Here is a 14,327-nt window from a genome sequence, read left to right as displayed (position 1 = left end):
GTGGCGATGTCAGGTTCGTCCAGACGGAATGGGAGCAGAGGCGATCGCCTCCCAGCCGTTTGCCTTCATCCCGCGAAACTTTCTCTCCGATGGCCTCGTATGGGCCCACACTGCCCCGTTCATCGGGGTTCGGACTGAAGGAAAGACGATGCTCACTCAGAACACCGGCCGCCGCACGGCCCAGGCGCTCGCCCTGACCCTCGCGCTCAGCCTCGGAGCCAGCGGCGCGGCCTACGCCAAGAACCCGATGGTCGGCGGGGCGCCGATGTACGCCCAGAAGACCATCGTCGAGAACGCGGTCAATTCGAAGGATCACACCACCCTCGTCGCTGCCGTGAAGGCCGCGGGCCTCGTCGATACGCTGAACGGCCTGGGCCCGTTCACGGTGTTCGCCCCGACCAACGCCGCCTTCGCCAAGCTGCCGCCGGGCACGGTGGAAAGCCTCGTGCAGCCGCAGAACAAGGCGACGCTGACGAAGATCCTGACCAATCACGTGGTCCCGGGTGTCTACACCGCCAAGGACCTGATGGCGCTGGCCAAGAAGGGTGGTGGACAGGGCGTGCTGACCACCGTCGAGGGCGAACCACTCGCCGTCGAGGTGCAGGGCAAGAAGGTTCTCGTCACCGACCAGAAGGGCAACACCGCCACGGTGACCATCCCGAACGTCATGCAGTCGAACGGCGTCATCCACGTCATCAACGCCGTGCTGATGCCGTAACGCGCAGTGCCCGCGGCCCGTGAGGGCTGCGGGCTTCGACAGCGCGTGGCCTTTCAGATCACGCGAGCGCCGGCAGGCGTGCCCGCCGCGCCCGGTCATTCGGCGATGAGCTTGCCGGTGTAGATCACCGGACCCGTGGGTTGGCCGCTCGGTGAGCCTCCGGGCGGCTCGACCGAGACCGCGATTACCCCGTCCGGTGCGGTGTCCTGCGGGAGCCTCACCTGACTCGGCGCCGTTCCGACGAGGCCGAGTGGCTTTGCCCCTCCTGCGCCGACGTACCACAATTCCAGACTCCGCCCGGCGGGCGCGTCGGCACCGACGGGCCTGACTTCTGCGAGGCCGGTCTGCGTGTCGACACGCACGATCAGCGCCGGCAGCGCCCCGCCTCCCTGCACGACAGCCAGATAGCGCCCTCCCGCCGGGGTTCGTGACGGGCCGACTGCCACGAACAGCGCGAGGCCCGCGGCGAGCAGGCCTGACCCTGCCGCGGCGATCCGCCAGCGCCTCACCTGCCGCCACAGGCGGCGAAGTTCACCTCGCGCTACGTCGGTCGCGTCTGGCAGCGCGCGCAGCAGCGCTTCGCGGACCCGCGGCGGCGACGCCACGGGTGGCACGGCCTCCATCAGCGGCGCCAGGCGCCGCTCCCACTCGCGGATGCGGCTGGCTGTGCCGGGGTCTTGGCTCGCCTCGCGCTCCAGCGCCGCCCGCTCCCGCGCGTCGAGTGTCCCGAGGGCGTACTCGGCCGCGCGCATGTCATGCTCGGACGTCGGGTCCATGCCGGGCTGGCCGCTGCCGGTCACGAGACAGCCTCCAGGCAGGACTTGAGGCCTGCGAGTGACCGGTGCAGCCAAGTCTTGATGGTGTTGACCGGCCGGTCGAAGTGCCGCGCCAACTCCTCCCGAGATTGCCCTTCGCAATAGGCCAGCACGACGCAGTCCCGGTGCTTGGGGTCGAGACGGCCGAGGCAGGCCAGGAGGGCGTTCCGGTCCATGAAATCTGCCGCCCCATCGTGCGGATCGATCAGCCGCGCCACCCAATCCTCGCCGGTATCCAATTCCGGGCCCTGATGCTCGACCTTCCGCCGTACGCTGTCGATGGCGCGATTGCGGGCGACGGTGCAGAGCCACGGTAGCGGCGGGCCGGCCTCGGGCTTGTAGCTGCCCGCGGCCTGCCAGATGCGCATGTAGACGTCCTGAAGCACGTCCTCGGCCAAGCCACGGTCACGCTGGATACGCAGGATCAGGCCGTAAAGTTTCGGGCTCGTGAGATCGTAGAGTTCGGCCAGCCGATTTGCCTCGCCCCGGGCGATACCAGCGAGCAGTCGGCGCAGCGTGGCGTCGTCGGCCAAGTTGGCTCCCTACAAACTCCCAGGCGCCTTCTGTCGGACGCCCAACCGGATGCTGCTTTAACCCAAACTGCCTAGCCGTGACGATCCCTCACGCGCGCTAGCCTCGCTGAGTGGGCCTCGAGGTGGCCGCTTTCAAAATCCTCGGAGCGGCGGCTGCGGAGATGTCGCTGAGGGCGGGATGCGGAGGTTGACCGATCCCTCGCAAAGGGACTTTCCGCGGTCGACCCATGCCAGTTGTTACGATGACCGTCGGCGCTTCCCAAAAGCGGTCATCAACCGGCGGCCCTGCAGTTGAGGACCGAGGTGATATTGGAAGTCGTTACCACGGCTGACCATCACCGAACGACCATTCCTCCTTGTCGACAAAGACCATGTTGATCATGATGTCGTCTGGTCTGACGCTCAGCTTCAGTTTCAGCTCGTCGGCGACGAAACGATAGAAAGCAAACTTAGTATCCTTCTTTTTGCCGACGGTGCTAGTTACCTGGATTAAGATGAAGTCTGGGGACCGATTGAAGCCAAGAAATTGCGGATCATAGATGAGGTTGTCAGCTGTGTGCTCGCCAACCACCACAAAGCGGTCGCCATCGGGTGCTTTGAGGACGTCGACGATGCCTCGATAGACGATGTCCGCCAAAGCAGTGCGGTACTCGGGGCTTTTCCCCTGGATCAGATCGATACGTGCAAAAGGCATGATGACCTCCTCGGGCAGGATTGCGGTCGGCCCGCAGCCGGGACCGACCGCCGGACGCTCAGGTACGATTGTCGATCTCCGGCACACCGCTGCTCCGGTCGGCATAGGCGGCCAGGAAGGTCGGCCGGGTCTGCCAGCGCTGCCAGAAAGCATCGAGATGCTCGAAGCGCTCATCGAGCGGAGTGGCGTTCACCGGGAACTTGGAGAACGCAATGGCCGTCGCCAGCGTGATGTCCGAGAACGTCGGCTGATCGCCTCCCAGCAACCACTCGCGGCCGTCGGCGAGATGCCGGTCGACGAGACCAGCATGCGTCAATGCCACCTTGCGGGAATGCTCGCCCCAGGCGGGGTTGCTGGTCAGTTCGAGCTTCGGGCCCAGACCCTGGTGCAGGACATGGAAGGCGGTGACGATGGGATAGAGGATGTGCACCCACACCCGGTTGTCCCACATCTGATCAAGGCCGCGCTCGTGCGCAGTCCCGCCCATGATCTTGCGGCCTTCGAACGTGTCGTCGAGGTAGCGAGCGATTGCGGAGGTCTCGCTGAGATAGGAGCCATCCGCGAGCGCGAGGGTCGGCGTCTCGCCCCAGGCGTTCATCTTCAGGTGCTTCCAGCCCCGCTGCTCGCCCACCGGTGACATGTCGTAGATCGTCGCGTCGAAGCGGTCGGCGATGCCCTTCTCGTGCATGAAGATCCGCAGTCGCTGCGGGTTCGGGAAGGCCGAGGGTGAGGTGTAGAGCTTGAGCTTGTCGGACATCGTCCTCTCGCTTTCCTGAGAAATTGCCTGTCTGTCAGATGACAGGTAGAAAGCTATGACCCCAATCTTGCGCTGTCAACCCCTGTCTGCCATATGACAGATGGAGGTTGGAAATGGCAGCGACGTTGAAGAGGGATGTGCGAGAGGCGATCCTCGTGGCCGCAAGGGAAGCGGCGATGGCTTATGGCTACGGCGGCATCAATTTTCGCGACCTTGCGGAAGCGGTCGGCATCAAGGCTGCAAGCATCAACTACTACTTCGCAAACAAGGCTATCCTCGGCGAGGCGGTTGCACGGCGCTACTGGGAAGATATTGCACGCGATCTTGAAGCTATTTCGACGAATGCGCAGAGCCCGATAGAAGCGCTGCGGCAATACCCTGGCATTTTTCGCCTCTCTCTGGAGCGCAACAATCGCATGTGCCTCAGCAGCTTCATGGCGACAGAATATGACGTGTTGCCTGATGGGGTCTTGAGGGAGGTTCAGACCTTCGCTGACGTGAACACCGCTTGGCTACGCGAGCAGTTAGTTGCTGCAAAGCTCGCGAAGCCGAAGGACAGCGAGACGAGAGCTCGCGCGATCTATGCTGCTGTAGCCGGAGCTCAGATCATTGCTCGAAGCCGCGCGGACCTAAATCTGTTCGACACTTTGGTCCGGAGTTATCAGGAGGCGGGACTGCTCCCGAGCTGATTAAAAGCGCGCGTGGACAAGGTCCGCTTCCATGCATTGCCGACCATAAGCGGACAGGCAGAAATCCACCCACCCCAGTTATCCCGACGAGCCTACTGGCGAGACAGAAGCTGGCCGAAAGCTGCCGGTCCGCTTCTGAGAGGGGCCGCCGCAAAACCGGACGGCCTCCTATCGACCCAACTCAGCCATCGGGAACGCCATTTGCGTTTCTCCAAAGCGGTCGTTCGTCGGCCGCTCCGCAAGTTCGGCTCGGGGTGGGCTGCAGACCTTAGCCCCTCTCCCGAGAGCGGCCATTCCGCTTCCAATGGGTGAGGCCTCTTCTTGCCCTTACCACTAGCGACCAGTTCGCTTCGCGATATCGAGGAGACGCTGGGTCTCTGTCAGCGTCACATTCAACTTCGCGTGCGCTTCGCGAAGCTCTACAATCAGTCCTGCCGTGCGCCTCATCTCCGCTCGACATTTGTGGAGCTGTAGCTTGGCCGGTTGTTTTGTGCGCTTTTGCCCGCGATCGAGTACCTCAGCGAAAGGCACCGCCATCAGAACGGTGCCACGCGCATCGGCGATCTCGAAGCCATACCGGATTGGGTTCTTCGAAGTGGAGGCCAGATCGGAGCCCATTCCCGGCACGGCCTTGATAGCCTCAAGATATGCCGCCTCAACGCTGGCGAAATCCAAGCCTTCGTCGTCGTTGTCCAGACCGTCGGGACCACGGAGGTGGAAGTAGTATTTAGGCATCTACCGTTCGCGATGAAGGTGCCCTCTTAATGCTAGCGTGCTCTATTCGATCTGGATCGTCAAGGTTCAGGGCGTACAGCGGAAATCTTGGTCGATCAGTCGCGCCCTTGGAGAACAGAACTTCGAATCTTTGTGCTGCCTGAAAGCTGACGTGTCACGTTCGGCCCAGGCCGGCGTTACGATCTGCCCCCTGAGACCAAACGCGGCCGGGCTCTGCCAAACCGTGCCGCTCCCCCGCCGCGCTGACGCTGTCGAGCATCTCCGATCGCACCAGCGCGTGCTGGCCGCCCACATCCCACGCGAGGTGGGCAGATCCGTCGGTCATTCCTGCCCCAGCAGGTTCGTGAAGTTGGCGACGATCCCGGGCCTCCGGCCGCCCTTGCGGGACGAGGCCATCAACCGGACCCGGTAGCGGGCGCCGTCCGCCCCCTCGATCGTCCACTCGGAGGGCCGGTTCGCCGCCAGCACCGTCGGGATCTCGTCCACCAGCCATGCCAGGGGGATCGGCGCCGAAAAGTTACGCAAGGACCGGCCGACGTCGCTCGGCTGCAAGCCGAAGATCTGCGCCGCTGCGTTGGTGAACATGCGGATGTGGAGATCCGGTGTCAGGAGCACGCTCGCGATGTTCATGCCCTCGAACAGCGTGGCCTGATCGTCGGTCAACTGATCGACGGCCTCGATCTTGGACGCAAGCTCGGAATTCATTGTCTGAAGCTCCTCATTCAGAGACTGTGTCTCCTCCTTCGAAGCCTCAAGCTCCTCGTTGGCGGCCTGCATCTCTTCGTTGACGGAGTAAAGTTCCTCGTTCGAAGATTTTAGCTCCTCAAGGGACGTCTCATACTCCTCGATCACGGCCTGGAGCCGTTCGCGCGTCACGCTCAATTCGCGCTCCAGGCCCTGGAGCGCCGTGTCCCGCTCATTCGCTTTCAGGGCCTGCTGCCGCTCCCTCTCGACCGGCGCGGCCGCCTCGTTGAAAACGACCAGGAACAGCGGTTCGACCGCGCCGGGCGTGTTCAGCGGCTTGACCACAAGGGAGATCGACTGGAAACCGCCGTCCGGCAGTTCGACGCCGATGCCTTCGCGCACGACCTGGGTGTTGCCCTCGATCGCCTCGCGCAAGGCTGTCCGGAGATCCAGCCGTAGGCCTTTACGCGCCATCGCAGCCAGCTCCCGGGTCGGCTGGCCGGGCACGACCTCCAGGTGATCGCCGATCCGCGATGAGTAGTGCACGGCCTCGCCCGTCCGCGTCACGACCGCGTGGGGCGGCGTGAATTCGGACAGCATCTGCGTCTCGACCGCGTGCCGCAGGGCGGCGTGCGTCGTCGCGTTGCGCCGCTGCGGCTGGCCCGCACTTGCAAAGATCGGCGTGTCCGTCCCGGACATCGGCCGCAACCGGGCCGGCGGGATCGCGTCGCGAGCCTGGAAGATGCGGTGCTGCTTGTCGATCGTCTCGAACAGGTCCTCGAACCGCGTCACGTTCTCGGCCATGCCGATAAACAAATAGCCGCGCGGGCGCAGGGCGTAGTGCAGAACCGGCATCAGCTGTTGCTGGGCCTCGACGCCGAGGTAGATCATCAGGTTGCGGCAGGACACGAGATCGAGGCGCGAGAACGGCGGATCGCGCAGCACATTGTGAGGGGCGAAGGTGCAAAGGTCGCGCACGGCCTTCTCGACCACCGCGCTGTCGCCCTCGACGACGAAGTGCTGCCCGATCCGCTCAGGCGAGACGGCGGACAGGTAGGCCATCGGGTAGCGGCCAGTCCGGGCGACCGTGAGCGCGCGCTCGTCGATGTCAGTGGCGAAGACCTGCACGCGCGGCGGAACCGCCAGGGTGACCATGTGCTCGCGCAGGAGGATGGCCAGAGAGTAGACCTCCTCACCGGTTGAGCAGGCCGGCACCCAAATCCGTATGACATCGGTCGCCGCGCGTGCGTCGAACAGCTTTGGGATGACCTGGGCGGTCAGGGCCTCGAAGGCAGCGGTATCGCGGAAGAAGTTTGTCACACCGATCAGCAAGTCCCGGAAGAGCACCCCAACCTCGGCCGGGTCAGCCCGCAGCAGCTTGAGATAGCCGTCCAGTCCGGACGCGCCGACGACGGCGATGCGCCGCTGCAGGCGGCGCCCGAAGGTACTTGGTTTGTAGCCCGAGAAGTCGTGGCCGACCTGCCGGCGGAGGATGGCGAAGATCTCGGTGAGGAGCTCGGCCTCGAACTCCCGCGCGACCCCGTCGGCCTGCGCATCCGGTGCGTTCGGCGCGGCGGCGACGTGCGCGGCGATCAGGTCGCCCATCCGTTCGGCCGTCTCGCCGAAATCAACGAAGCCGGTCCGCAGCGAGCTGAGCGGCATGTCGGCGGTCTCGGGGCCGTAGCTATCCGCGGTCTGGGCCAGGGTCAGGCCACCGTGCTCCTTGATCGCCTTGATGCCGATGGCGCCGTCGCCGTCGCCGCCGGACAGTATCACACCGACCGCACGCTCGCCCTGGTCGAGGGCCAGGGTGGTCAGGAAGATGTCGATCGGCTTGGTCTCGCGGCTCGCCGGGCCGAGCGGCGTCAATGTCAGCCGCCCGCCCGCGATGCCCATGACGAAACCGGACGGCATGACGTAGACGGTGCCCGGCGCGACCAGGACGCCGTCGGCGGCGGCCTCGACCTTGAGCGGCGTGAACCGGGCCAGCACGTCCGGGAGCAGGCTCTTGTGCTCCCGGCCGAGATGCGTGACGACGACGAAGGCGGCTCTCAGCGTCTCCGGCACCCCGCGGAAAAAGCCCCGCATCGCCTCGATGCCGCCCGCGGACGCGCCGATGCCGACGATCGGAAAGTGGTCCTGGTCTATCACCGCGTTCTTAGCCCTCGGATCAATGCCGCGCCGTGCAACAGGTCCCAGCATCACGCGTTCTGGCCCGATGTCGAGGACGGACGCACGGATCAGCTGTCGTGCGTGGCTTCCTGCACGACGTAGGCGAGGCAGCGCGCCCGGGCCTCGGGGCTCTTCAGCCGCACGAACAGACGCAGCAGGGCCACGAATTCTGCGAGATGATCAGGGCCCTCAACGACCGTTTCGATATCCGGAGTATCAGTAGGATCGGCCGTCAGGAAGGTCGCAACCGGGACGCCCAGCGTACGGGCGATGCGAACCAGCGCACCGCGCTCGTCGTCCTGCGGATCGTCACCGTTCATCGTGGTTTCTCCGCTGATCCTTACGCCAAGGCGATCATTGCAAAGCGATACCGGCTGCCCGCGGCCCCATCACGCCGGCGACGCGACGGCCGACATGATGGAGCACGCGGCCGAGGAGCAGACGGGTCTGAGGGTCAGGATCGTCGTCCGCGGCCTCGTAGGCCTCGATGAGAGACGTCACCAAATGTTTCGATGGACCAGGGTCGTCGCCGGCTGCCGACGGCCCGGTGACGGCTTGCTCGCGGGAGCGCCGCACCAAATCGCGTGAGGCTTGAAGCGTCCGACGCGTCTCCTCGGCCGCCGCGCGCAACTCACGGGCAACTTCGAGGCATCGATCTGCACGGGGGCGATCCATCAGAAGCACTCCGAGTTGCACGGCATGCCCGCATCAAGATCACTGCTGCGTAGCCTCTGGCACCGTGCGCTCAATTTCCAGATGTAGCAATCCGAATATCGATTTCGATGGCGATTGCAAGGATCAAACGCCAGCATCTATCGTAGGTATGTTATCAACGTTTTCGCATATGCGAGGGACTGCGAGGACACGCGTCAAATTTCGAGGTCAGTATACGCCAACCGACCGCAAAGCGGACCTTCCGAGGTTCCGAGAAGGGTCGTGAGCGGTCCCCGCGGCTAGGTCCGCTTGATGCGACCGCTATCCGGAAGCAGATGGGGTGGATGGCTCCCGCTCCGACTGACGGCATCTCGATGCCAAGATGTGGTCGCTGTCGAAGCAGCAGCCACGCTCATGCAGGAGCCATCCCCATGGAGATCACCACCGTCGGCATCGATCTGGCCAAAAGCATCTTTCAGGTTCACGCCGTCGATGCAGCTGGGCACGTCGTCGTGCGCAAGGCCTTGAGGCGGGCGCAGGTCGTGCCGTTCTTCGCCAGGCTGCCGCGCTGCCTGGTCGGCATGGAGGCGTGCGGCACGGCGCATCACTGGGCCCGGGAACTCATGAAGCTCGGCCACGACGTGCGGCTGATGCCGCCGGCTTACGTGAAGCCGTACGTGAAGCGCGGTAAGACCAATGCGAACGATGCCGCAGCCATCTGTGAGGCGGTGACGCGCCCGAGCATGCGCTTCGTGCCGGTGAAGTCGACCGAGCAGCAGGCGGCGCTGGCGCTGCACCGGACGCGCGACCTGCTGGTCAAGCAACGCACGCAGCTGGTGAACATGATCCGCGGCCTGCTCGCTGAGTTTGGGATCGAGATGGCGCGGGGCCTGCGGCACGCGCTCGAACTGGCGGCCCGGCTCTCGGCCGGAGACGCGGCCGAGGTGCCGCCGTTAGCCCAGCGCAAGGTGACCGGGTTGGCCGATCAGATCGGTGCCTTGCAGATCCAACTCACCCGACTGGAGAAGGAGTTGCTGGCCTGGTACCGGGAAAGCGACCTGTCGCAGCGCCTTGCGACGATCCCGGGTGTCGGCATCGTCTCGGCAACCGCGTTGGCCGCCTCGGTGAGCGAGCCCGAACGCTTCCGCTCCGGTCGGCAGTTCGCGGCCTCGTTGGGCCTGACACCGCTGCAGAACTGCAGTGGTGGCAAGGAGCGCCTGGGCCGGATCTCGCGCATGGGCGACCGCTATTTGCGCCGGCTGCTCGTAGTCGGCATGACCTCTCTGATCCGGCGTGCGAAGACGACACCGACCTCGGTCGACCCGCGGCTGCCGGCGCTGCTGCAGCGTAAGCCGGTGCGCGTGGTGACCGTGGCGGCGGCCAATCGCACGGCGCGGGTCGCCTGGGCGATCATGACCCGCGGCGGCACCTACCGCGCACCGGCGGCCAGGGCTGCCTGACAGCACGCAAAGGAGACGTTTCCAGGTTGCGAGGACGATGAGAGTTGATGGCGAACCGGTCAGACCGGGAGCCGGGACACCCCGCCGGCTGTCCAGGGCGTCATAGCCCGCAAAGCAGAGTGGGACCCAGCTCGCGGATACCATCAGGGCCAGCGGTCAACATGAACGACTGCATCGACAGGCCGGACACAAGACTGCACCCGACCAACGCGTCAGAAGCTCAATTCGCCACTTGCAATGCGGGAGCCATCCACACAGGACGGGCAGGAAACCACCCTGAGCGGCCATCCTCCTATCGACCCATGTCGGATGCTGAGGTCGTTTTCAGGGTTTTCCGAAAGCCGCCGTTAAGACAACCTCATCGTCAAAAATCGATTGATGCCGAGAGCAGGAACGTCCGCGGCGTGCCCTGGCTCAGGATGCCTCGACCTGTCGACGCCCAGTAGTTGTTGCCGGTTGCGTTGACGACGTTCGCCCGAAGCGTCAGCGGGCGGTCCTGGAATGTGGTAGCGTAGCGTAGGCCGACATCGAGAGTCGCCCAATCCGGGATCTTCTGGCTGTTGGCTAGGTCGTAGTACTGGGCCGACGTGTAGATCACCCGGCCGGTGACCGTCAGGCCTGGGATGAAGCCCGGCGGCAGGTCGTACTCGCCGTAGAGGTTGAGCTGCACGTCCGGCACGCCCACTGCGACGCGACCGATGTTGCGAGGATCCTGGGCACGCACCTGCACGCCGTCGAGCAGGCTGACGCCGCCCAGGACGCGGATGCCCGGCGCCGGTTCGCCGAACACGGTGAGCTCGACTCCGCTGTTGCGCTGGCGCCCGTCGACCGAGAAAACGAGGGTCCGGGCATCGAGGAAGCCGGACGGCTGCTCAATCTCAAAGGCGGCGAAGCCGACCCCGACGGCACCGAAATCGTACTTGGCGCCGACCTCAGTCTGGCGGGAGACGAAGGCCGGGAAGGCGGCGGTGGCGTTGACGGCGTTCACGGGCGGAGCCGGGGATGTCAGGCCCTCGATGTAGTTGGCGTAGAGCGAGAGGCGCTCCCACGGCTTCACCACGAGGCCGATCCCCGGTGAGAATGCACCGCTCTCGCTCGAACCGGTCCGGAACCCCGTGACTGGGTTGTACGAGTTCACGTCGAGGCTCTGCCAGCGACCGCCGAGGGTGAGCAGCACGCGGTCGTCCAAGACCGACAGAGTGTCGGCGATGGCGATGCTGCGGTTGATCCGGCTCGAGGTGCGCGGCGTCGCATCCGACAGGCCGAGGGTCGAGCGTGGGGGGAGATAGACCGGAGCGTAGAGGTTCGAGACGATCGGCGCGCCGGCATTCTGCGCCGGCGGCTGGGCGAGGTCCTGCCAGAACCCGACCGCGGCTAGGCCGAAGCTGTGCTTGATCGGTCCAGTCTCGACGGTGCCGCGCAGTCCCGCCTCCGCCGTCTGGTTGACGATGTGGAACGGCAGGTAGCTGACCGGGTCGCGATAGTCGCCGCGGGCGTTGAAGATGGTCAGGACGCCGCCGAAGTACTCCTGCCGGAAGTTCGAGGCGCCGTAGGCACCGTAGACGGTGAGATCGGGCGTGAGGTCGTACTCGATCCGCGTGGCGAGCTGCTGGTTGGCGCTGTCGCGATACTCCCACGGCTGCTGCTGGTTCAGGGTCAGGTCCGGCGCGCGGGGGATGCGTACGCCTGCCGCCACGTTGCGGTTGCGCAGCGGCGAAGTGAAGTCGAGTTCCTGATATCCGAGATCGAGGCTCGCCCGCAGGCGCTCGCCGCGATAGTCGAGGGCGAGGGCCGCGAGGCCGAAATGTACGCTCTGATTGTCGATCGGGGTGTTGCCGTTGTTGAAGGCACCGTTGAAGCGGATGCCCCACTCCTTCGCGTCGCCGAAGCGGCGGCTCACATCGACGGCCTTGTAGACCTGGGCGTCCGAGCTGTAGCCGAGGGTGACGCGGTTGAGCGGCTCCTCACCGGCGCGCTTCGGGATCAGGTTGATGATGCCGCCGATATTGCCGAAGGGCGGGACGCCGGAGAGCAGCGTGGACGGCCCGCGCAGCACCTCGACGCGCTCGATCGGCTCGATCGCCGGGTTGAACGCATCGGCCACGCCGAACAGCCCGTTGAAGGCAATGTCCTGGGCGAAGACCGGAAATCCGCGGATGAAGAAGCCGAGGATGCCGGAGAAGGCCGGTACATTGGTGCGGATGGACGGATCGTTGTTGACCACGTCCTGAACGTTGCGAGCCTGCTGATCGCGGATGAGCTTGTCCGTGTAGCTGGTCGAGCTGAAGGGCTGATCGAAGACGTTGCGGTTGCCGAGTAGCCCGAGCCGCGAGCCTGAGCCGACTACGCCGCCGGGGTATGCGGATGGCGGGAGTCCAACGATCGCGGTCGAAGGGAGCGGAACGTTCCGTCCCTGCCCTCGCGCTTCTACCGAGAGTTCATCGAGCTGCACCTCCTGTGCGATGGCGCCGGACATGCCATTAATCGAGCCAAGAAGCGCAAGCCAAACGCCGAGTTCTCGCCCAGTCTTAAGTCTGGTGGCACGGATTTCTAGACGCTGCATTTCAACTCAACTCAGGATAGATATAAATTAAGAGGGGGCTCGTCTCTGACACTTTCCTCGCGTTCGTTACTTGCGCGCCCTGCCTAGCTAAGCAATCCGGGAAGCGTCTACGAAAGGGCAAATTCTGACTCTGTTGCTCAGATGTTTCATTGTTATAATGGAATAATTACAATCATAAAATTCATATGCCATCGACCGTTGAGTCGTCATAGATTCAATGCTCGAGATGTAAAGTCTTTCAAGATGGATCCATTTTTTGTTTTGTATGGAGTATATATAGACAGAAAAGGGTGCGATATTGTCTGCACCGAGGCTAGGTGCCATCCAAGGGGGATGTCCGTTTCTCTGCCTTCCCGCTTGGAAGCGGTCCGGCGGAAATCCACCCATTTGAGACGCTCTGAGGGCCGTTGGCCCCGGCAGGACATGGCCGAAAGATGCCAGTCTGCGTCGGGGAAGGGCCGTTAGCAAAGCGGACGGATTTCCGCTGCTCCGCGCACGGCTTCAGTCCGTCACGCGGCCGATGGCTGTGGCTCGGTTCTAAAAGGAACTGGCCGGCTGACGATGCGCTCGGCTGGCGGCTCATGGCGCGCGCGGGCGCGACTATGAGAGCTTGCCACCAGCCGCCTCGATTCCGGCTCGGATGCCGAGGAGGAACCGCGTCGTACCGGCGACCGCATCGGGCTCAGCTGGCGCCGCCGGAGGGGCAACAGCTGTCCCCTGGATAAGTTGGAAGCCGACTGCGAAACCTTCCCGAAAATCGCCGTGCGGCACCCTGCTGATAGGCATCTGCAACTCCGATGGTTCAGGTGTCAGACCCTCAAATGGGAGTCCCCATCATCTATGGTTGTGCCCAAGAAATCGTAACGGCAAGGCCTGGAATACCGGCAACGACAACCAATTTCTTGCAAATCGGATTTACGGTTGTGATTATCCCGCGAATGGCGTACAGATCATAAATCGACTTTTGGCCAGACATTCGGCCGTATCGCCTCAACAGGGCGAGCGCTCTGCATCTCTCCCATTTTCGACGACTATCGACCGAGCGCGTGTGACCCATGCGTTCGACCTATTTGTTTGCCTATAATGATACGGAATACCTATGACCATCGGCACCGTTAAGTGGTTCAACGACACCAAGGGCTTCGGCTTCATTCAGCCGGATGACGGCGGCAAGGACGTGTTCGTCCACATCTCCGCCGTCGAGCGCGCCGGCATGAACAACCTCGTCGAGGGCCAGAAGGTCTCCTACGAGATGGAATCCGACCGCCGCACGGGTAAGCAGTCCGCCGGCAGCCTTCAGGCCGCTTGAGCCTCACTCGTCTAGCTATGACGAGCTTCGAAGCCGTTCCCTCGGGAGCGGCTTCATCTGTTTCTCGCTACCCGGCTGAGCCGTGGTGCGCACAAGGAATGTTCGTGGGACAATTCAAAACAGACCAGCTTGTTGATCGTCTTGAGGCAATTGCCAAAGCACGGCAGGCCACACTCGCCCGGTTCCGGGCACGCCCTGCACTGGATGATCCGGCCGTTCTCGCACGGCAGGCCGCGCGGCAAGCCATCGTTCAGGCACGAGAGGTGCGGATCAACGAGCGGGACATAGCCCGCTTGGCAGGGGAAGCTGAGCGCGAGGCTGAAGCCCTGGCCGCAAAGGAGCGTGCCGCGGCGGAACTCGTCCGCTAGGCCGCCGAAAAAGCAGAACGGCAAGCTGCACTCGCTGCTCAGCAGAAGATCGCGCGCGATGCACGCTTCGCAGCTCGCAAGGCAAGAGCACGCCGGTAGCCCGGACTTGTCGACACGGCACTAAACGACGGAGAAGCTCAATGTCTCACAAGTTCAAGATTGGACAGCACGTCCGC

Annotated in this window: 13 protein-coding genes and 1 pseudogene; 5 read left to right on the top strand and 9 right to left on the bottom strand. The window is 64.1% G+C overall.

The features are described 5' to 3' along the window. The first annotated feature begins 148 nt into the window (after positions 1-148). The gene (locus LXM90_RS30280; protein ID WP_234083224.1) at positions 149-718 is read left to right on the top strand and encodes a fasciclin domain-containing protein; all 570 of its coding nucleotides are present in this window, start codon (positions 149-151) and stop codon (positions 716-718) included. A gap of 95 nt (positions 719-813) precedes the next feature. Here the strand turns inward: LXM90_RS30280 and LXM90_RS30275 are convergent, their stop codons facing one another. From LXM90_RS30275 to LXM90_RS30260, 4 genes are all read right to left on the bottom strand, one after another. Next, a complete protein-coding gene (locus LXM90_RS30275; protein WP_020096571.1) occupies positions 814-1,518 on the bottom strand; it encodes an anti-sigma factor in 705 nt (234 codons plus the stop codon). Then, a complete protein-coding gene (locus LXM90_RS30270) occupies positions 1,515-2,066 on the bottom strand; it encodes an RNA polymerase sigma factor (RefSeq protein WP_020096570.1) in 552 nt (183 codons plus the stop codon). Before LXM90_RS30270 ends, LXM90_RS30275 begins: the two co-directional genes overlap by 4 nt. 319 nt (positions 2,067-2,385) lie before the next feature. After that, complete coding sequence (locus tag LXM90_RS30265) at positions 2,386-2,760, bottom strand: tautomerase family protein (RefSeq protein ID WP_020096569.1); 375 nt, start codon at positions 2,758-2,760, stop codon at positions 2,386-2,388. A gap of 58 nt (positions 2,761-2,818) precedes the next feature. Continuing rightward, positions 2,819-3,517 carry a glutathione S-transferase family protein gene (locus LXM90_RS30260; RefSeq protein WP_020096568.1) on the bottom strand — a complete coding sequence of 233 codons (699 nt, stop codon included), beginning with the start codon at positions 3,515-3,517 and terminating at the stop codon, positions 2,819-2,821. A gap of 113 nt (positions 3,518-3,630) precedes the next feature. Between LXM90_RS30260 and LXM90_RS30255 the strand changes: the two genes are divergently transcribed. Next, positions 3,631-4,206 carry a TetR/AcrR family transcriptional regulator gene (locus LXM90_RS30255; RefSeq protein WP_234083221.1) on the top strand — a complete coding sequence of 192 codons (576 nt, stop codon included), beginning with the start codon at positions 3,631-3,633 and terminating at the stop codon, positions 4,204-4,206. A 333-nt stretch (positions 4,207-4,539) separates the two neighbouring features. Here the strand turns inward: LXM90_RS30255 and LXM90_RS30250 are convergent, their stop codons facing one another. From LXM90_RS30250 to LXM90_RS30235, 4 genes are all read right to left on the bottom strand, one after another. Continuing rightward, positions 4,540-4,941: a DUF6894 family protein gene (locus tag LXM90_RS30250; RefSeq protein ID WP_234083218.1), complete on the bottom strand. Its 402-nt coding sequence runs from the start codon at positions 4,939-4,941 to the stop codon at positions 4,540-4,542. A gap of 321 nt (positions 4,942-5,262) precedes the next feature. Beyond that, the gene (locus tag LXM90_RS30245) at positions 5,263-7,827 is read right to left on the bottom strand and encodes a CheR family methyltransferase (protein ID WP_234083215.1); all 2,565 of its coding nucleotides are present in this window, start codon (positions 7,825-7,827) and stop codon (positions 5,263-5,265) included. A 38-nt stretch (positions 7,828-7,865) separates the two neighbouring features. Continuing rightward, entirely contained in the window at positions 7,866-8,117 is a 252-nt protein-coding gene (locus tag LXM90_RS30240) for a hypothetical protein (RefSeq protein ID WP_020096575.1), read from the bottom strand. A gap of 34 nt (positions 8,118-8,151) precedes the next feature. Continuing rightward, positions 8,152-8,472, bottom strand: coding sequence for a hypothetical protein (locus LXM90_RS30235; RefSeq protein WP_128083415.1), 321 nt, complete (start codon positions 8,470-8,472; stop codon positions 8,152-8,154). 410 nt (positions 8,473-8,882) lie between these two features. Between LXM90_RS30235 and LXM90_RS30230 the strand changes: the two genes are divergently transcribed. Beyond that, the gene (locus LXM90_RS30230) at positions 8,883-9,911 is read left to right on the top strand and encodes an IS110 family transposase (RefSeq protein WP_042675006.1); all 1,029 of its coding nucleotides are present in this window, start codon (positions 8,883-8,885) and stop codon (positions 9,909-9,911) included. A 364-nt stretch (positions 9,912-10,275) separates the two neighbouring features. Here LXM90_RS30230 and LXM90_RS30225 read toward each other — a convergent pair whose 3' ends face one another. Beyond that, on the bottom strand, positions 10,276-12,387 hold the full coding sequence (locus LXM90_RS30225; RefSeq protein ID WP_020096550.1) for a TonB-dependent receptor: 2,112 nt from the start codon (positions 12,385-12,387) through the stop codon (positions 10,276-10,278). A 1,186-nt stretch (positions 12,388-13,573) separates the two neighbouring features. Between LXM90_RS30225 and LXM90_RS30220 the strand changes: the two genes are divergently transcribed. Beyond that, the gene (locus LXM90_RS30220; protein ID WP_020096551.1) at positions 13,574-13,783 is read left to right on the top strand and encodes a cold-shock protein; all 210 of its coding nucleotides are present in this window, start codon (positions 13,574-13,576) and stop codon (positions 13,781-13,783) included. Between the two features lie 104 nt (positions 13,784-13,887). Further along, positions 13,888-14,250, top strand: a pseudogene (locus tag LXM90_RS30215) (DUF6481 family protein). The last annotated feature ends 77 nt before the right edge of the window (positions 14,251-14,327 follow it).

The organism is Methylobacterium oryzae (assembly GCF_021398735.1).
Taxonomy (GTDB): domain Bacteria; phylum Pseudomonadota; class Alphaproteobacteria; order Rhizobiales; family Beijerinckiaceae; genus Methylobacterium.
This window is presented reverse-complemented; position numbering and strand designations above follow the sequence as displayed.

Coding starts and splice junctions, on each gene's coding strand:
- LXM90_RS30280 (WP_234083224.1), top strand. CDS start 149: ATGCTCACTCAGAACACCGGCCGCCGCACGGCCCAGGCGCTCGCCCTG.
- LXM90_RS30265 (WP_020096569.1), bottom strand. CDS start 2,760: ATGCCTTTTGCACGTATCGATCTGATCCAGGGGAAAAGCCCCGAGTAC.
- LXM90_RS30260 (WP_020096568.1), bottom strand. CDS start 3,517: ATGTCCGACAAGCTCAAGCTCTACACCTCACCCTCGGCCTTCCCGAAC.
- LXM90_RS30255 (WP_234083221.1), top strand. CDS start 3,631: ATGGCAGCGACGTTGAAGAGGGATGTGCGAGAGGCGATCCTCGTGGCC.
- LXM90_RS30250 (WP_234083218.1), bottom strand. CDS start 4,941: ATGCCTAAATACTACTTCCACCTCCGTGGTCCCGACGGTCTGGACAAC.
- LXM90_RS30245 (WP_234083215.1), bottom strand. CDS start 7,827: ATGCTGGGACCTGTTGCACGGCGCGGCATTGATCCGAGGGCTAAGAAC.
- LXM90_RS30240 (WP_020096575.1), bottom strand. CDS start 8,117: ATGAACGGTGACGATCCGCAGGACGACGAGCGCGGTGCGCTGGTTCGC.
- LXM90_RS30235 (WP_128083415.1), bottom strand. CDS start 8,472: ATGGATCGCCCCCGTGCAGATCGATGCCTCGAAGTTGCCCGTGAGTTG.
- LXM90_RS30230 (WP_042675006.1), top strand. CDS start 8,883: ATGGAGATCACCACCGTCGGCATCGATCTGGCCAAAAGCATCTTTCAG.
- LXM90_RS30225 (WP_020096550.1), bottom strand. CDS start 12,387: ATGTCCGGCGCCATCGCACAGGAGGTGCAGCTCGATGAACTCTCGGTA.
- LXM90_RS30220 (WP_020096551.1), top strand. CDS start 13,574: ATGACCATCGGCACCGTTAAGTGGTTCAACGACACCAAGGGCTTCGGC.